This is a genomic window from Bacteroides sp. (assembly GCF_028690125.1).
Classification (GTDB): Bacteria; Bacteroidota; Bacteroidia; order Bacteroidales; family Bacteroidaceae; genus Bacteroides.
The window spans coordinates 22,351-40,952 of record NZ_JAQVBV010000021.1 but is presented as its reverse complement, the minus strand read 5'-3'; the positions used below and the strand labels follow the sequence as shown (position 1 = coordinate 40,952).

The window sequence follows — 18,602 nt, the reverse complement described above, 5'->3', positions numbered from 1 at the left end:
TATATAAATACAAAACCCCTATACCAAACTATTCAACAACTATAAATACTATCATCAACATATGTATAGATTGTCACATCATTGTGGTACAATACGATGGTATATACCAACCCACCGCCCCAAAATATATACCACAACCACAAATGAATGATGACTATCGTGCCCTAAACAAAACAAAAAAAACCTTTTTGGATGTCAGGAGGAGAGTTCTAACATCCAAAACCTCCTCCTTTCGAAAACCCAGAACTATTTTACAAAAAAATCGCATGACGTACCAGTCAGCACATTACCATCAATAAAAAAAGAGTATCAGGTTTTTTGAAGCCGGATATAATTTTTATGAAGATACTCCTTCATCCCCTCTGCAGGCTGATACAGAGAGTATAATCTCTGCATCATGGTGATAATTCCATCCCCATCAAGATTGGTTACGAATCCCGGATGATATTTTATCAGATAAAGCAACGCGATCGTCGGCGATCTGCTGATACCGTGATTACAATGCACCAGTACAGAATACCCGGAATACAATTTATGATGAATATAATGAAGCATTGTATCAATAAGTGTATCGTCAATATATTCACTTGATTCACCATCAATTAAGTTACAGAACATCCGATCACCCCGAATCGCAAACAGGTATTCAGGATGATCTTTAGGCGCGCCACGTCCCGTATATCCAAGCAACTGTCTATGATATGGCTCTTTTGCCGCATGAACAACAGCCCAGGGATCCTGGAGTGCAAGCGATCTCCATTCACCTCTAGGTAATGCAACCATACAACCAAGCATATTTTTGTAATCCTGATCGGATCCAATATACAGGTTCCCTAAAATCCGCTGCATTGTTTCACCACTCCAACCATTATTTTCCCACCCACCGATCAATATGTTCTTTTGAAAGGTCCAGAAACGCATCTTTTGTATCTGCATCAAGTAATTTCTGTTGAGCCATCCAGGTTTGATATTCCTGATACGTACGATCAGATTTTTCGACAACCAGATCCCGTATCATTGTAACCTTTTGTTCAAGAGAAGATATACATTTACCGGTAAGAATACTGGAAACAGCTTCCAACACACATTTTGTAGTATCACAAACGATATGAATTAGACCAAGATCTGCATACAAAACAACAGAATAATCCGGAACAATCCCAAGATACTCATAATCCCGCAATATCGTATTACATTTTTGGGAGCGGTTATAAAGAAATGTCGGATGATGCCCATAATTAAGCATACCCGTCCTTATAATCCAATATTTTGTAAATCCGAGTCCTTTAAGCATTTCGTGAGTCTTAACCATCTCAGAAAACACAATAGGTTCATCAACATATCGGATAATAGTACGATTACCCTTATGATCACGATATACGATTTTATGATCACATTCTTCGACCACTACACACTGTGAATCAAGCACCGGAGCAAACAACTCATTACATTTCATGATTCAGTAACAACTACGGTTTCAAACTCAGGTTCCTCAGAAAATACCCGATCTTCGATCTTACGGTACATCAGCGATCCATCTTCTCCATAATAGATAGCAAACCGATCCCCTCGTTCAATATCAAATTTCTCCCGGATATCCGAGGGAATAGATATAGTAAGAGTTCCTTTTCCGGCACCCTGTTTTTGAACCGATACAACAGATCCTAGTAAATATTCATTCATATTTATACTAATTCGTTGTTATAATATTTATATCTATAACATGGTATTGATGTATATACTAATATCCGAACAATTAAGGAAAAAAACCGACATATCTTTTTAAACTTATTTATTGCATTTCCTTTACATATGACATACGGAACAATTAATATCCAGATCCCCGCTTCAGAAGCCCTTGATTATCTGGATTTTGCCAAAACAGACACCGAATTTTCCAAAGATGATGGAGAATTCGCGTATAAAATCCTGGCAATCAGTGAAGGGGTGCATAACCAGGTTGAAATTTCACAACCTGAAATCGAAAAAATGGTTAAAAACGCAAATAACCAATTTACCAAACGCCCAAACAAAAACAATTTCTACAACATTCCTCTCGTCCTTGATCACAGCCGTGATATGCTCGATAAAGTCGGTGCCGTCTATGATGTGGCATACGGTACGGCAAAAGGAGTGAACGATTCAGATATCTCTTCATGTATTGCCCAGGTCATCTTCTGGAACGAAACATCTCGCCAACAAGAGATGGTAAAAATCCTACGGAAAGATCCTGAGAACATCTACTTTTCCGTTTCAGTAAACGGTCGGTTCATCGAATCCAAGAAAACGGGAGCAGTAGCTAAGATGATCGATATGAATTTGAAACATATCGCTGTCGTTCAGGAACCTGCAGACAAGAATGCCCGTATCATTTTCAGTGACGGATTTGACATCAATTCAATATTTAACGCAAATACTGACATTGATTTAAATACCGAAAATAAAATACAATTATCTATGGAAAACTCAACAGTTTCACAGACTACGTCTGATGTAGTTGACCAGTCAATCACGGCTGGCACAACAACCGTCGGGACGGGCTGGACACATACCGATAATACGTCGGGTGTGCCTCCATTCAAGTTCTCCTATAATATCACCGATGAAGAGACTGTCAAAAGACTGACTCGGGAGAATGCCGAATTACGAGCGGATTATGAAACCCTTCTGAAAAACCACGAAGCCGTCAAATTTGCTCTTGAAGAACTCGATAAGAAAGTCCCAATCATCTCAGAGATTCTTGCCCTGCGTCCGGAAATGGATAAATCGTTCATGTATTCTCTTTCAACCGATCAGCTCACCGCAGTAAAATCGATGATTGTTGATTATTCCGAGAAGATCGAGACCGCCACCAGGAAAACCCCGGTCAGAGGAATGTTCGCCGATACGTCATCGGTTAAACAGGAAACGTCTGTTAAAGAAGATTTCCAAATGACCCCGGACGAGCTCGCCCTGAAATACTACGGCAAATATGAGGAGTGAATTTACATGGTAACATCAATCATCCAGGATCTCCGGGTTCAACCGCTCGGCGTCAAGCCGTTCATTGGCACCGGAGGAGGGAAAGTCGTTCCTGACAGTGCAGGATTCTACTACCAACGCGGAACACCAGTTAAAATCACTGGAAACCACGAAGTCGGCGTTGCCGGAGAAAACGAAGCATCTATTGGTGTTCTCGAAACCGGTATCCACAAAAACCAGGCACCAGACGGTCTTGATACCCGCCATCGGCTCAATGTCACCACGCCATTCAACTACCTGATCCGGGGAACTGCAGGCGGAATCGTTGCTGCAGGAGCAAACCTCCAGATGGGAGCTAACGGAAAATACGTCGTCCAGACAGACAAACCGCTCGCCGGTGTCGCACTTACCGGCGGATCTGAAGACGCAACCATCGAGATCCTTATCTGAGGAGTACAAAACATGTCCACAGCCACTGAAATTACATCCCAACTCAGAATGACTTCAGGCATCGAAGGTAAGGATTTCGCATATAACGATACTCCAGCCCTCCACCCTGATATTATCGTAGCCAGAGTAAAACAAGTTTACGAAGCCGCACTCATCGGAAGACAGCTCCTTGATATTGAAAATGTCCTGGGAGATTCAGTCTCATGGATCGAGGAAGGAGATATCTCCGGCGGTGTTGACTGGATTACTGAAGAAGGTGGATTCCCAAAAATTGATTTCCGATACACCAAGAAATCGAAAGTTATCCGTCCATACGGAACCTTCTTTGATATCACAGATACCGAACGCAGACTCGCTCGTCTCAAGACAGTTGACCGCAAACTCGCCCGTACCATCCGCAAGATGAGAGTATTTGAGGACCACATGATCTTCAACGACATTCTCACTCATGACGGTATCACTTCATTCGCTGCATCAAACTGGCATCAAACTACCGGTGAAGATAAGGGAGATCCAGTTGACGATCTTGAAAGAGCCAAACGCGAAATGCGTGATCTCTGCGGAGTTGAACCCGATATCTGTATCATGACATCTCAGATGCACCAGTATCTGACACGGTTCGATTATATCAGAAACTCTCTCTACAGATCGGACAAATTCCTTGATTCCGGTAATTTCCAGTCTCTGACCGGTGTCCCTCTCGTCATCAATAACGCAGTGGATCCAACCGGTGAGAACGGCACCGTCCTTCTTGTCAAGAAGAAGGAGTTTGGATACATGGCTCAGACCCTCCCAATCCTCACCCCGAGTATCGATGGTCTTTCCCTGTCCAACCCAATGATTGATCGGCGTTACTTTGCGTATGCCCAGGCAGAACCTGTCATCGATAACCCAGAAATGGTTGTAAAGATGACCGTTGACCTGTCTGATGAATAAAACCCATCCTTTTCTTTTTGGACCTGCCCTACCGCGAGTCCATACATAAATATATATCAAGTGACATTTTATAATTAAACAGTTGATAAACATGCCTGAATACAAAGTTGTTTCGGGACGGGTAGGTGCCCGTGATCGAACATATAAAAAAGGTGAAACATTCACCATGAACCAGTCAAAATTCATTGAAAACGCAATTGCAACCGGTCAGCTTATCGAAATTCATATGGATGGAGAAACGATCGAGGGTCCAACAACCGACCCGGACGTTCCTCTTGACAAACCAGAACCTCAAACAGAGGATCCAAAACCGGTTCCTATGATCATCCCCGAACCAGTTCCCGCAACCATCGATGACGAACTGAAACAAGCAATAAAAGCATCTCCAAAAACGCCTCCAGTCAAAAAAACATCGCAGAAACCAAGAAAAACCGCAACAACCAATATTGCAATTGATTTATCCAAACCACCAGTAAAAGAAGAACGTCCTAAAAAGACTGTCCCAAAAGACCAACCTGTCACGTATATGTAAATTATGCCACCGATCCCCACAACCTCAGATATCAGGACTTTCATCAACGACGATGTAATCCCCTATAAACATCTAAATAAAGACATCGAAGATGCAATTGCAGAAAGCCTCGAATTTATCAATACCAATAATATACCTCAATCAACATACCGTGGAAACAGAGCAATCAAATTAAAAGCATCTCTCCTGGTAACACTCTCCGATCTCTACACCCCAACCGCAACCGGCACTCAATCAATTGTATCGGAGATCTCTGAACACGATGCCAGAATAAAATATGATACACAAACCCAGACAAAACAACTCGAAATGTATCGACAGGGTTGGGAAAAAGAACTATCACTAATAATCGACGAAAACCTAAGTCCGATTGAGGTATACGGAGATTATGACTAATCCATTCAAAGTGTTCGCGTATCCGGGAACCATCACATTACAACGCAAAATATCATCAGAATATACCGATCCAAACACCGGGATCACCGTCCCGGCGACCTATGATACAGAAACCCCGTTACCTGACGCCTCACTCCATACCCGATCAGATTCAAGAACAAGATTTGTTGTTACAATCGATACCCTCCCGGAAGAAACATTCAACGAACTGTTTATGGTTACTGATCAGATCATTGATAAAGATGATCTGGTGATTGTATATCCTAATAACGAACTCAACTCATTCACGTTTCGTGCAAAAAATATCGTCACCGAACGTCCGATATTCCAATCACATCTGAATATGAATCGGATATCCTACCATTTAATCTCAACTGCACCTCATACAGAACCAATCACCGACGACACTCCAACCATTGAAGATCCTATTGGAGATGACGACGATGAAGAACCTGGAGATGATGAAGAAGATACTACGACCGAAGACGTTCCAGAAGATATAGACGATACAGAGGATTTGTCATGGTAACTTCCACCTCATCGTATCTTGACGAACTGGAAAAAACCCCTCGTCTCCTCAACACAAACCCTCACACTCCTCCAACCCGGATCTATTGTAGTTCAGAACATCTCTGCACAAACTACTGCCCAAATAAAGATCAATGTACCGGTCTCAAAACCAAACTTCTGATCCATGCCACCGTCCTCGATCAGAGACAACATATCTGGTACCCGCACGAATATCTAAATACCATCTCTATCACTCGTGCAGATCATCTGAAAGCCCTGAATATCGAGATGATAGACATACTCCGCGATTTTAATACTGCTTCACGATTATGATGACCCCTGACCTCACCTATATCAGATGTACCCCTGAAAACGGCTATTCGCTTGTTAAAGTATATGTTTCAGCTACCGGATTAAAAGAATTTGAAACGCCATTCGTCGGAAACGAACTTATCCGTCTTCATTCAATCATCGAACAAAAAAAGAAGATTAACCAGGATATGTGTAAAATCCCCTGTTGGAACCCCAACTGTGGAGAAACCATCATTATCAGTTATGAGAACAAACGGGATTTTCTCATCCGATATTTCAGAAATTACGGTAAAGTTGTATTCCCGTTCTGTTCAAAAAAGTGTCGTGACGAATTCGAGACGATGATCAGTGAAGAGATCCCACTCACCAAAAACGGAGAATTAAAACATGTTGAGCCCTGATACAAAGACTCAAATATTCAAATCTCTCCCTCCAAAACAAGCCACGCGGTTCAAATTCGGCGATAATATCTATTCTATCTACAAAGGGTATACTCACCTGACAAATATTGAAGAATCGCTTAAAACGAACCATATAGCGATCCTGATAGAGTATGTTACAGAAAAACGAGCTGAAAAAGAATCTCCTTCAAACTACAGATTTGAAACAACCTATACAGACAATACCTATACCGTAACCTGGGGAGAAATCATTGAAGGAACTATAAGGATCTCAATTTATTGTAAAGAATCCAAAGATTTTCCCCTTGACAGTATTATGGATAGGTTCGTTGATCGATTAGTCGAATGGTATATTTGCGAACTCAATGATATCGTCCCGATCTCATCGCGGTTACCGGTATCAGAACTAAAAACCCTAAAAAACAACATATATTACCGGAATCTCGATTTCAATATCAAATACCAACGATCATTCAAACGTACCTATGATACCATATCCACCATTAGAATCCATCCAATAGAACTGATCAACATTGATGGCAACATCATCTCTGAAGATACAGAAGACCTCGTTTTCTTACTGGAAGAGGAATCGAACGAATAAACAACCCACATTCATTTATATATCCATTTTTTTAATTATTATATATGCCAACTGTACAAGACGCTATTCAGATAACCGTCTCCATGGATACGTCTGCCCCCCCTCTTCCAGAATGGGGTGTTGCAGCCATTATCGGAGAAAAAAGTATCCTCTGTTCCAAAACAGGAGATGATCCTGCAGTTTATTCTTTCGGAGGTTCACATGATGGATCAGATCCGCTCAGAGTCCTTCCAACCACGAACCTGAACACCTATTTCGGATCACCCGATTCATCCGGCACCCCCGGAACCGATGGAGCAGTAGTAGGATCAAAAATCACAAAAAGCCTTCAGTCTCTGTTCGCACAGGGAGTGAATACTGCATATGCGATCCCTGTCATTTCAGCAGTTCCCGGTAAACCAACTGCAACAGAATTCGAAACCGCAATCAACAAACTGACTTCGCTTGCTCTTGACAAGAATATCTCGGGTTGTGTCTGTGCAATGATTCCGGCAAACTATTCGGTTGATGGAGTAACAGGTATCGATATCTTAAAGAAACTAAAAACATTCTGTGATAATGCAGCACACCAGCTCCTGTTCACATTTACCAACGAACCCGACGCAAACACCTACAAACTACCAGGAGCTACAAAAGAAGCTTTCTACAAGACAACTTCCCCACTCGGATATGTAAACGAACTTGGATCAAGAAACGGTCTGTTCTGTGTAAACGCAGATGATGCCGTAACCGACGATATCGCAGCAGTAGCCATCGGATCGCTCTTTGTCCAGAAACCCTGGAGCACTCTGATGTGGAAGAACACGTTCTCAGACACGAACCAGATCCTCCTTTCAGAAAAGGTATATGAACTGGAGAATGATTGTAAAGCCAATACCATCATCGAGGTTGCCGGTGCAAAATGTATGTCAAACGGTCTGACCACGCTTGGAGACCCATATAAGTTCATCGATATCACCCGGACACAATACTATGTTGTACATCAACTGAAATCGAATCTGACAATACTCAGAAAGAACACTGCAAAGATCCCCTATACACAATCCGGCATCAGTCTTGTTGGATCGTATATCATGTCAGCACTCGATCGCTGTGTTCAGGATGGAGCACTCGCAGAATACACGCTGACCATGCCGTCGTTCTCACAATGCACTGTCCAGGAACGTGCTGCCAGAACCCTGAACAATATTGGTATCACCTGCAGGATCGCTGGAGACATTCACGAATTCAATGTGAATCTGTCAATCACGGTGTAGGAGGAATAGATTATGTCACAACTTTACCAATGGGACAATGAAGATCTCAAAATCACTGTCACCACAGAAGATGGAGTTACATTCGACGTTGATAACTTCCAGTCATGGAGATACAACAACGGAAAACGCATCTCCCACATCAAAAATGCAGTAACAGGCGTTACCGGATATAACAGGGTCTTTGCAGAACCCGCATGGGAACTATCATTCGACTCAACCGCAAAATGCCATGACAATTTCATGAAACTGAAACAAGGTAGAAAATATTTCAATATCCTGTTCATCAGTTCTTCATACAAATGCACTGCATCAAACTGCATCTGTCAGGATGTCAATCCGGGCAATACAGGAGAGACCTCACCAATCGTATCAGTACATGGTCTTGCATTAAAGATCTTTGAAGAATATGTGCCTGATACCTCATTTGTTGCCGGTGTAGAATAACACTTCACCTCTTTTTTTATTATTTTATCTTAAACTATACCCATAACCTTATATCTGTTAATAAATAATAATATTCATATGTCTTCAGACAATACAATCGATCCCCTATCCGCACCTTCAAAACCGCTGGATCAACACGATCAACCTCAGACAATTAAAAATTTAATGGCAAACGATCGGTATACCCTCGAACTCGATGGAGTAGAATTTACACTCAGACACATTTCCGGGTTTAGATACATGAAAATCTATTCAGCCCAGACTTCTCGGGAAACATCTGATCTCTATCGCGATCTCATACTGGCAACCCTTCTCAACCCAATCCTTTCAAAAGAAGAAATCGAAGATCTCCAATATACTGTATTCATAAAACTCGCCCAGGAAATCATCAAATATCAGGAGAGGGTTGGAAAAAACTGATCTACGATAACCCGGAATTCGTTATAAACGAAGTCGAAGACGAACTGGATCTCTACCGAATAAGTATTGCTACCGGGGAAGATATAGAAATTATCCGACAATGGAGCCTCCCAAAAATACAACGATGGATTATTGCGTTAAACAAACTGTATCCGAAGAGACTTCCTGCCCCCCCGGATTACGGTCCACAATCTCTCAAAAAACCAATACAGACCCCAAAAGAACAACCCGAACCAACCCGACCATCAGGTCAGTGGGATTGCGAAATCATGCGTATGGGTAAAAAAATCTATAAAATATAATAGATCAGACATACCTTTATTTCCACCCCACATTGCTTTTTAAAATTATAAATAAAATTTAATCCTGCTTACCATGGGATCCAACGATAATAAACCACCACAATACGTTCCTTCTGCAAAAGATATTGTCACCCGTCCAATCCCATTTACATCATATCATGATCCAATCGCAAACCCGTTCCAACCATGGCGAACAGCAAACACAATTACCGATTTTGCATCCCGCGATCCTTACAGACAGGAATGTTGGGTAAACGTCCATGATCAGAACGATGTCCGTTACCTTACCTATGACGAGTATGGAAATCTAAAACTCGATCCTGAAATGGTTGGGAACACCTATTTCATGTGGGATTCCCAGACAGGGTATCATGGAGGAACCATCATCATCGAATCCACCACCTCACTCAAAGTCCCGTTACAATCCCAAGCTCTCGTTAGCCGCGAAGAATATATTGAAGGTATCCCTCAAAACTGGCAACGCGATTCCCAAATCCTACGAACCATCAGTGAATTTTCATATTCGGCATTTGGAAAAAACATATGGGAACTCTCTCATTGGGAAGACTGTTATAATGAAAGAATGCGTGCGGTTGAAGAACGGGAAATCATACGGATAATGGTTGAAGAAGGCATAAATCCCTATACAGGAGAACCCATCGAACTCAACCCGCACGAACTCAAAACTCTTAGAACACACATGGGTTTCCTCACCTGGGCAGAATGGGGATTTATCTTTATGCAAGCCGCCCGAGGCGTGGTTGTCGGGACAGCAACCATGGCATCATATATGATCGGCGGTTTTGAATCTGCGTTTCATGCTGCAAACAATTCAGACGTTCCATTACCTATGAAAGCCGCAGTATTTTATGAAGCTTTCAACAAACGAACAGAACAACTTATTATCGGAGGTTTAACAACCCAGGCGAAAACCGATCCAAAACAACTTGTCGCAGATGTCGGATTCAATATTGCCGCATTAAAAGTTGCAGGAGGCGTACTTAAAGGTAAAACAGGAGGTCGGATTCCGTCTGTTGATCATGTGGTTCCGGTAACATTAGAATCAGGAATGACAGGAGGATTACACCCAAGTATCCATTTCTCTTCATCAACAGTCGCAACCGTCCTGAAAGGACATGGTATATATCGGGCAATAACCAGTTCCGGACACACTCTCACCTACGCCTGGGATAAAAACACTCTGTATACACCCGGATCAGGGGTCAGACCAAATTCGTATATAATAAAAGGAAACACGATCACCGATTCAGCAAAAGTCCAGGAATACTTCAGCGCTATCGCAGAAATCGACAATGTAGATCCAACATTCAGATCCAAATTCAAAGACAGCGATATCGATTGGGGGGATGTATATTATGAAATAAACGCGGTAGCACTTAACCGTTACATCGACCTCACCGAGACCCAACTCGCCGAAATAACAATGAGAGTGGTTGATGATGGGATCACCACCTCAGAACAACTCAAATACCATTCGGATAACACACAATCATATGGAAGAAGTACATGGAACGAAATTGGAATAAACCATATTGAAGATGTACTCAATAACAAACAAAAACAATCTCATGCAAATAAAGCGGGAACTTTAGCAGTTCCAACAGTTTCAGACAATATCCTAAACTTCTTCACGTTCATCGATACCCATTCTGCAAAGACTCAGTCCGAAATTGCAAACTACGCTCATGATAACGATATCACCACATCACAAGCAAGACTCCTCCTATCAAACCCCGAAATAAACGATCGTGTAAAAAAATATATTGAGTTAAATCCTACACTCTACGAAAAATCATTTACAACCGCAGATTATCTCAACATTGCAACAGAAATTTATATAGATACCAACCTCAAGACAATAGAAAACTACCTGATACAATCCGGAGCAAAACCTTCAACAACAGGTATCGTCAATATAAAAGCAATCACAGAAAGAACAACCCATATATCTCCTGATCTGGCAACAAAACTCCTGGACACGAATACAATCAAACAAAGAATGTTAAACGATCTGTTATACCATCCGAAAAACCTAGACCTCAGTCCGGAAACATATATCAGAAACTATATCCACGAAACCGAAACCAGAATAATAATCAATCAAAGACCCGATCTTCGTAACCCCCAGGACATTCAATACACGGATCTTAATAACCAACCCTATAAAGGCGATACCGCAATCCCCATTTCACAATGGCTCGCAAAGGAAGGATATATTATATCCGAACCCGCAATTGTGAGTAGAGCGGTTCTGGACAGAATAGATACTGCAATCGATCGTTTAAATGAAAATGGTATAAAATTAAAAACCGAAGTTGGAGGTAACACACTCTCCCGCGAATTCTACCAGCACCTCATCTTCAAAAAAGACGCAGAAATCCAGAAATTTGGAGATTCTCTTCCAAACAGAAACGATATATCTTCTGAAGATAAATTAGGTTTATGGTTATTTGACAAAGGATATGCTGAAACCAAACCCAATATCAATACAGTACAATCAACTTCACTCATCAACAAACTGTTCGGATCAGATAAAACTGCTACCCAAAACATCCCGTTACGTAATATGTTACCTCCCGGTCTGGACGACAACATGATCCGGGAAGCCCAAACGGTTCTTGATTCAATCAATGACCCTAATGAAAAAATAATGGTAATATATACTATCCGGAAAAGTCTGGGATATGACGATGTTGATCAAATACGAGTATTAGAACCAACCGCGATAACTTCAGCAGGAGACGGAACAAGATTCACTCTTACCGGCAACCAGTTATCCACAGTATCAGGAAACTTCAGAAACCGCGTATATCCTCTCACTCCGGAAGCCAAAGCAAAATTAGGTTCAGATATATCATCGATCATACCAGCAACAACCGATCACAAAGCCTCTTCAAAAACAAATTATGGAATTGCACAGTTACTGTACCAACAGGGTCTTATCAGCTACGATACAGTATCTCGTATCTATACCAACGATCTGATTCGTGCAGGCGTAACAATTCCGTTAACTCAAGAGAAAACTTCTGCACGATACTATCTGTCAGAAGCAAACCTGGATCCCGCTATATTCCCTAAAAACCTCGAAGATTACCTGGGTAGCTACGAAAAACATGACGGATCAATCAGAACAACCATTGACCATCTCGCATACGAGATCGATTCGGGTGCAAAATTAAAACAGATCGAACGTCTCGCTCTATTTAGAAAACTCGAATTAATAAAAGATAAAGATCCGGAAATACAATCTTATGAAGCTGCATGGATACTCTACAACTACAAAATCATCGATGATAAAACCATTACAAAACACTACGAACACACAAAATCAAAACTTGCAGCAAAAGGATCAAATTATCTGATATACCAATTATCATCTCCAGAATCTGCCAAATTCGAAAAAGGTCCATTCAACACAAACCCTGCAGATATTATAGACCCCTATGGTCATATCACCACACTACGCGAGGAACCAACAGGACGATCATCTCTCCGTCAATCCGGAATAAACCCCGCAACACTCGCAAACGTCCACGCATTCTTCTTTAAACCCACAGAACGCGCTCCAAATATCAATTTCAAAAACCTGTTTGTAGAAAACCCTAAAACCGGATTATATCATCCGAAAACCACCGTTATTAAAGGATATATCGATCTGTGGCAAACAAAACGGGGTAGCACCCAATCAAAAGATACAAGCACAGAGATTGCAGCATATGTCACAGAATCATATTTTAACCACTTAAAAGACAATCCCTTAACAGCAGACCAGCTTAACGCAATCTCGATCCAGTTTGAACACAGAATCGGTGCAACCCGAGATATTAATACAAAAAACCCTCTCGGAACACTGCTGGACACTGCAGAAGCCAAAGCACACCGTCCACTAAACGCTGATATTGTATCGATAGATTATATTGCATCACAAGTAGCAAAATCGGTATTTGAAGATAATTATCTGATTGGTGCGGAACCTGACTTTTATGGCGCAGTAACAACCATGAATTTACCGGGATTATCTGATAAACCCTATGTCAGACCACTCATGGACACTCCATTTGAAGCAGGAGTAAAACCTCGTTTAACCGGATTAACTGATATAGAAAGAGAACAAATCCTATCAACCAAACCTGAAGATTTTGATCGAATATACAAGGAATACAATACACTTTATAATTTAAACAAAAAACTCCAGGATAAACAGGAAACATTAAACCAGGAAGCTCGGGACAAATCATCAGGTCCTGCAGATACTGAAAACGCCGTATTCGGTAACCCGAGCGAACAGGGAGTTACCTTCAATCCCACCTACGGAGATCTCCTCCTCGATATATCTCCAATAGAATTGAAGTTCTATCTCCATAACAAAGATGTTATCATTAACAATGCACGTGCCCGAGGTATTTTACCAAACACCCCTGCAATGGAAGCCTATATCAAACAGCTCACATCAGGGAAAGAAACACTTGACAAAGATCTGGCATGGCAATCCTCACTTGACAATGCCGAATCAAAAGTAAAGATCGAACACGACTTATTCCCAAAAGATCTCTTTTACAATTCAAAAGAAGGGACTCTTCCAAGACTCTCTTCAGACGATCTCTATCTAAGATTAGTAAATACACAGGTAATTTATAATTCAGCAACCGGTGAAGTTAGAAAAGCATATACCTCAACAAGAACAAACCCGTCCCACCCAAGTGCCAGATTCGAAACCACAATGTCTCTGGTAGAATATATGCAACGGGAAGCTGCACAGACCCTGCCAAAAGATACCAGCATACCTACAGGATCAAGATCAGTATCAGAAACACTTAGTATTGCAACATTAGCAAAAATCGCAGGTATCCTCCCAACCATCTATGGAGGTAAACCGGGTCTGAAAACATCTATGCTTGGATCAGTGATCTATGATATTGCCGAATTCACCAATAAACGGTTCACAGAAACGTTCTATCCAAAACGATTCTTTGATAAAACAACAGAAGCATCAACCGGAAACTACATAATTACCCGAAGTAATGACGGAACCGTCAGTACAATCGATACCGATCTTATCCCTCATATTGAGATGATGATCAATTACCTCAATCAGGGAACAGCATCAGGAAAAAACAAATACCGACCCGACATTCAAAACCGACAATTCAACACAATAAAAGCCCTTATTGGATCAAACGATTCTCCACTAAACGATCTCATAAATTCACTAGAAGGAGATAAAAAAATCCGAGCACACACCCTCCTTGAAAGCATCCAGGATAATATCGATATATCATCAGAAACACCCTACATAAAAAACCAGGTATTTGCCATAAGAGACTCAACACAACTTCTGGATATACTCGAATCACATCCAAGTGCCAAAACCGGTACAGGTCTTACAACCACCAGACAACTCGCATTATATCGTCAATATGCGTATATTCTTGATCCGGCATATTCCAAAGATGCCTTAAAACACCCCTGGGATATATCTACCACACACACTATAATCAAATCAGATACACCTCAACCTCTGGATACAACAATTACAACAACCCATTTATCACTCGATCCCTCAAACAAACCTCATTTAAACAAATACTTTAATCAAATAAACAAATTATTAGAAACAAACAATATAAAACAAGCAATACAACTCGTCGATATAGTATTATCAATGGATCCAACAAACACCCAATTACTCGGGTTAAAATCGACATTAAAAACCTTACAAAAAGAAACAACAACACCAACAACTATCCAACCATCTACCCCGGAAACACATTCATTATCACAATCATTACAACAAAATACATTCACCCGTCTCTCCCAGATGGTCGATAACTCAATTAAATACGGTATCGAGTTTCTACCAGGAACCCATATCACCGAGATGGGAAAAGGAAGAAAATCAGGACTCCTGTCAGACGAACGATCAACCTACTTAAAAGAACGTCAAAACACTCTGACAAACCTGTTTAACGAAAATCAGAACCCTCACATGTTTGAACTTCTTGTAAGAACAGGAATGTTCACCACAGAAAAAGGGTTAGATACTTCTCTTTACCGCAACACAGCATTATGGGATAAATTCTCTCAAATCACGAATGATCCCAATCAGATGATGCGAGCATTACTATCAGATGATCCGGCACAGACCTACGGATCATTACAAATGAATCATCTTTACAACAGGAGACTGGACATCTATGCAGGTAGAAAAGACGATATGTCTCTCCCCCTGCTCGAAGTGGGAGGAAAACCCATTCCGATAGGAGATAGTCTGTTTCACGCAGCTATTCTGGATGTAGTAGAAGGACATCATGCCAAATATGTCCAGATATATCCCAAAACCAAAACAAATCTACAAAACAACCAAGCATACCAAAACGCATTAGCATGGAAAGAATCGGTAGGTGTAGATAATGCCAAAAAATATATCGATTACGCCAACAAACACATGCCTGAAGCATATGAAGGAATTACAATCCAAACAATACTCAAAAATGCATTGGTCCTTGACGAAGTTCAAAGAGAAGGTATCCCTTCGCTTGATACCCTCCATAAAACCCCAGGACAGACCATCCCGATCAAAGAAGTTATTGATTTTATAAACACTCTCCAAAAATCCGATCTCGCAACAGATGGTATCATCCAATCCATCTACAACCCAAAACGACGATTATACGAACCTCACCCGATAAATCCAAATGCAGTATTAACATTCTCAGAAGATACAAAAACCCTCAAACCTCCAGAACCATATTCATTTGATCATATCACGGACCAACTCAAAGGACTCATACAGACCCGCCGGGAAATCCCTCACGTATTCAGTGATGCCGAACCTCCGTTTACTATCCCGGATTCATATACCTCAACAATCCCAAAATCAGATTTCTCGACAACCATCTATCAAAAATATCAAACAACCTTTGACCAAGCAAAACAATTATCACCAGACGAATATCATCGCCAGATGTTAGCCCATGGGTTCGTCAAAGAAGCATCTGCCGAAATCCCAAGAATCGAACACTTCTTCGAACGAAAAACCCTCTCGGAACCAGAAATCGCCCAGTATAATACATTATTACACCAAATCAAAAATTACGAAACCCGACTACAACAAAACGCCAAAGCAAAAATACCTCTCCCGGAAACCGATCTGTTAACCCGCCGACAGGAACTCATCGAATCCATAGATGACCCTCACAACAAAAACAAAAACGCACTTGGAACAGAACTTAAAGACATCGAAAACCAACTTATTCAAAACACGTATTCAGGATACCATATCCCTGCATCAAGCCTGCAGGATCGACTTGCTATTTTAGATACCCGTAAAACCGAACTTACAAAACCCTCCCACATAAAAAAATCATCACACGTCGTATCAGAACTCGCCCAGATCGAAGCAGATACAGCCCATATCAAATCATTATTAGAACGAGCAACAGAAACAACATCAGCTCTCTCAAACAAAGACGAAATGACTCTTGTCCGAGAACACCGGACTGCATACAATTCACTTCTGGATCTTCATACAGAAACACAATTACCTGCACCACATAAATTCGCACTTATCAAAGCTCAATCCGAACTACAAAACGCAGAAACCATCCCGATATTCCAAGCAAAACTCGAAAACCATCGTAATGATATTACCGGCATCCTAAAACAATACGAAAATGTTGCGGATATGGTAGACACCACTACATTAAGCGAATATATCCAGAACCATCCCCAAAACATACTTGCTCTCAGACAAGCAATCGAACAGGAAAACGCATATTCAAAAACCATCCCATCACAAAACGTACAGTCTCTTGTCGATTCAGGTACTCAATCAACAGGATTATTCCCTGAACTATGGACTCGCGGAGAACGATCAATTGCAGAAACAATCGCAAGTATAACAAACACCGAATGGATGGATGACGAAGAACATCCTATCACAAAAGCCATACAATTCCTCAATTCACTCAAACAAAAAATCCTCCCGACAGCTTCAGCATATTCAGGAGAAATCCTACCGGAATTCACTGACGAAGGAATTATCGAAACAATTCTTGCAACAGAATCAATAACCAACCGTCACCAGACCCCTACCGCAGAACTCCATTCAAAAGAATGGTATACCCAACAATACCAGTCAGATCCGGAATTCTATGGAGGTGGTGGAAATTCAGTTGAATCTTACAGTAACTTCATGGGAAAACGAGATACTATTCTGGAAGAATTCCAGACATCTCTTGGAACCCTGACCCGATACGCTGACGATTCCTATGAAATCCGGTCAACCCGAGGTCAGCTTACAGCAGGCGGATCCCCAGGAGCGTTCCCTCGTATGGAACACCAGTTCCGCGATTCAACCGAATATAACCAGGACATCCTATCATTTGAACATACTCTTGCCAGAACATACGGCACCTCAAGCAACCCGATAACCAACCGTCACCAGACCCCTACCGCAGAACTCCATTCAAAAGAATGGTATACCCAACAATACCAGTCAGATCCGGAATTCTATGGAGGTGGCGGCGAATCAATCGAATCATATGTTAAATTCATGGCAAAACGCAATGATGAAATCATCGAAGAATTCGATACTGCAATCGGCACAATGACCCGATACGCTGACGATTCCTATGAAATCCGGTCAACCCGAGGTCAGCTTACAGCAGGCGGATCTGCAGGAGCATATTCTCGGGTCGATCCGATTACAGGTAAATCCTTAAAAAACATCAGAAAACAAGAAGCTGAACAGGCAATCCGTGATAACGCTGATACAATTGCAGCAGCAATAGATAAAAATCATGCAGAAAAAGCCTACGAATCATTTAACACAACCCGCACAACTCCATCACCGATATCATCATCCACGATATCAACCAACTCTCAAATCAGAACAATGAGTTCTGGATATGATATCCACCATTCGGTTAGTTCAAACCAAACAGATTATAAAAATCTCGTTGAAAGTGAAGTAACTTCAAATCTTATTATACCCTTGAACATTACATTAAATTCAACAGGTAAAGGTAACCGATCACAATATACTCATTAACCTGC

The 18,602-nt window shown here is 41.3% G+C and carries 16 protein-coding genes; 13 read left to right on the top strand and 3 right to left on the bottom strand.

Annotation, left to right across the window (positions count from 1 at the left end; genetic code table 11):
• Positions 1 to 309: 309 nt before the first annotated feature.
• The 3 genes from PHO71_RS14280 to PHO71_RS14270 are packed head-to-tail and all read right to left on the bottom strand — an operon-like array spanning position 310 to position 1,683.
• Positions 310 to 936 (bottom strand): dual specificity protein phosphatase family protein, encoded by a 627-nt coding sequence (locus PHO71_RS14280; protein WP_300204547.1) that lies wholly within the window; start codon positions 934 to 936, stop codon positions 310 to 312.
• Complete coding sequence (locus PHO71_RS14275) at positions 869 to 1,456, bottom strand: hypothetical protein (protein WP_300204544.1); 588 nt, start codon at positions 1,454 to 1,456, stop codon at positions 869 to 871. The genes PHO71_RS14280 and PHO71_RS14275 overlap by 68 nt, the downstream gene beginning before the upstream one ends.
• Entirely contained in the window at positions 1,453 to 1,683 is a 231-nt protein-coding gene (locus PHO71_RS14270; RefSeq protein ID WP_300204541.1) for an AbrB/MazE/SpoVT family DNA-binding domain-containing protein, read from the bottom strand. The genes PHO71_RS14275 and PHO71_RS14270 overlap by 4 nt, the downstream gene beginning before the upstream one ends.
• 306 nt (positions 1,684 to 1,989) lie before the next feature.
• Between PHO71_RS14270 and PHO71_RS14265 the strand changes: the two genes are divergently transcribed.
• The 13 genes from PHO71_RS14265 to PHO71_RS14205 all read left to right on the top strand — a co-directional run bounded on the left by PHO71_RS14265 (position 1,990) and on the right by PHO71_RS14205 (position 18,597).
• Complete coding sequence (locus PHO71_RS14265; protein ID WP_300204539.1) at positions 1,990 to 2,982, top strand: hypothetical protein; 993 nt, start codon at positions 1,990 to 1,992, stop codon at positions 2,980 to 2,982.
• 6 nt (positions 2,983 to 2,988) lie between these two features.
• The gene (locus PHO71_RS14260; protein WP_300204537.1) at positions 2,989 to 3,411 is read left to right on the top strand and encodes a hypothetical protein; all 423 of its coding nucleotides are present in this window, start codon (positions 2,989 to 2,991) and stop codon (positions 3,409 to 3,411) included.
• Positions 3,412 to 3,423: 12 nt separating this feature from the next.
• Positions 3,424 to 4,347: an encapsulin gene (locus PHO71_RS14255; RefSeq protein ID WP_300204534.1), complete on the top strand. Its 924-nt coding sequence runs from the start codon at positions 3,424 to 3,426 to the stop codon at positions 4,345 to 4,347.
• Positions 4,348 to 4,429: 82 nt separating this feature from the next.
• Complete coding sequence (locus tag PHO71_RS14250; RefSeq protein WP_300204532.1) at positions 4,430 to 4,879, top strand: hypothetical protein; 450 nt, start codon at positions 4,430 to 4,432, stop codon at positions 4,877 to 4,879.
• A 3-nt stretch (positions 4,880 to 4,882) separates the two neighbouring features.
• Positions 4,883 to 5,275 carry a hypothetical protein gene (locus PHO71_RS14245; protein WP_300204529.1) on the top strand — a complete coding sequence of 131 codons (393 nt, stop codon included), beginning with the start codon at positions 4,883 to 4,885 and terminating at the stop codon, positions 5,273 to 5,275.
• The gene (locus tag PHO71_RS14240; RefSeq protein ID WP_300204527.1) at positions 5,268 to 5,804 is read left to right on the top strand and encodes a hypothetical protein; all 537 of its coding nucleotides are present in this window, start codon (positions 5,268 to 5,270) and stop codon (positions 5,802 to 5,804) included. Before PHO71_RS14245 ends, PHO71_RS14240 begins: the two co-directional genes overlap by 8 nt.
• Entirely contained in the window at positions 5,798 to 6,118 is a 321-nt protein-coding gene (locus PHO71_RS14235) for a hypothetical protein (protein WP_300204524.1), read from the top strand. The genes PHO71_RS14240 and PHO71_RS14235 overlap by 7 nt, the downstream gene beginning before the upstream one ends.
• A complete protein-coding gene (locus PHO71_RS14230) occupies positions 6,115 to 6,498 on the top strand; it encodes a hypothetical protein (RefSeq protein WP_300204522.1) in 384 nt (127 codons plus the stop codon). The genes PHO71_RS14235 and PHO71_RS14230 overlap by 4 nt, the downstream gene beginning before the upstream one ends.
• Complete coding sequence (locus PHO71_RS14225; RefSeq protein WP_300204519.1) at positions 6,485 to 7,102, top strand: hypothetical protein; 618 nt, start codon at positions 6,485 to 6,487, stop codon at positions 7,100 to 7,102. The genes PHO71_RS14230 and PHO71_RS14225 overlap by 14 nt, the downstream gene beginning before the upstream one ends.
• Before the next feature lie 44 nt (positions 7,103 to 7,146).
• On the top strand, positions 7,147 to 8,358 hold the full coding sequence (locus PHO71_RS14220; protein ID WP_300204516.1) for a hypothetical protein: 1,212 nt from the start codon (positions 7,147 to 7,149) through the stop codon (positions 8,356 to 8,358).
• 12 nt (positions 8,359 to 8,370) lie between these two features.
• A complete protein-coding gene (locus PHO71_RS14215) occupies positions 8,371 to 8,802 on the top strand; it encodes a hypothetical protein (protein WP_300204514.1) in 432 nt (143 codons plus the stop codon).
• A gap of 78 nt (positions 8,803 to 8,880) precedes the next feature.
• Positions 8,881 to 9,222, top strand: coding sequence for a hypothetical protein (locus tag PHO71_RS14210; protein WP_300204512.1), 342 nt, complete (start codon positions 8,881 to 8,883; stop codon positions 9,220 to 9,222).
• A gap of 375 nt (positions 9,223 to 9,597) precedes the next feature.
• On the top strand, positions 9,598 to 18,597 hold the full coding sequence (locus PHO71_RS14205) for a hypothetical protein (RefSeq protein WP_300204509.1): 9,000 nt from the start codon (positions 9,598 to 9,600) through the stop codon (positions 18,595 to 18,597).
• Positions 18,598 to 18,602 lie beyond the last annotated feature (5 nt).

Bases quoted from the DNA above. Each gene is read 5' to 3' on its own strand.
- PHO71_RS14270 (WP_300204541.1), bottom strand. From the start codon at position 1,683: ATGAATGAATATTTACTAGGATCTGTTGTATCGGTTCAAAAACAGGGT.
- PHO71_RS14255 (WP_300204534.1), top strand. From the start codon at position 3,424: ATGTCCACAGCCACTGAAATTACATCCCAACTCAGAATGACTTCAGGC.
- PHO71_RS14280 (WP_300204547.1), bottom strand. From the start codon at position 936: ATGCAGATACAAAAGATGCGTTTCTGGACCTTTCAAAAGAACATATTG.
- PHO71_RS14265 (WP_300204539.1), top strand. From the start codon at position 1,990: ATGGTTAAAAACGCAAATAACCAATTTACCAAACGCCCAAACAAAAAC.
- PHO71_RS14220 (WP_300204516.1), top strand. From the start codon at position 7,147: ATGCCAACTGTACAAGACGCTATTCAGATAACCGTCTCCATGGATACG.
- PHO71_RS14245 (WP_300204529.1), top strand. From the start codon at position 4,883: ATGCCACCGATCCCCACAACCTCAGATATCAGGACTTTCATCAACGAC.
- PHO71_RS14215 (WP_300204514.1), top strand. From the start codon at position 8,371: ATGTCACAACTTTACCAATGGGACAATGAAGATCTCAAAATCACTGTC.
- PHO71_RS14275 (WP_300204544.1), bottom strand. From the start codon at position 1,456: ATGAAATGTAATGAGTTGTTTGCTCCGGTGCTTGATTCACAGTGTGTA.
- PHO71_RS14210 (WP_300204512.1), top strand. From the start codon at position 8,881: ATGTCTTCAGACAATACAATCGATCCCCTATCCGCACCTTCAAAACCG.
- PHO71_RS14205 (WP_300204509.1), top strand. From the start codon at position 9,598: ATGGGATCCAACGATAATAAACCACCACAATACGTTCCTTCTGCAAAA.
- PHO71_RS14225 (WP_300204519.1), top strand. From the start codon at position 6,485: ATGTTGAGCCCTGATACAAAGACTCAAATATTCAAATCTCTCCCTCCA.
- PHO71_RS14230 (WP_300204522.1), top strand. From the start codon at position 6,115: ATGATGACCCCTGACCTCACCTATATCAGATGTACCCCTGAAAACGGC.
- PHO71_RS14260 (WP_300204537.1), top strand. From the start codon at position 2,989: ATGGTAACATCAATCATCCAGGATCTCCGGGTTCAACCGCTCGGCGTC.
- PHO71_RS14235 (WP_300204524.1), top strand. From the start codon at position 5,798: ATGGTAACTTCCACCTCATCGTATCTTGACGAACTGGAAAAAACCCCT.
- PHO71_RS14240 (WP_300204527.1), top strand. From the start codon at position 5,268: ATGACTAATCCATTCAAAGTGTTCGCGTATCCGGGAACCATCACATTA.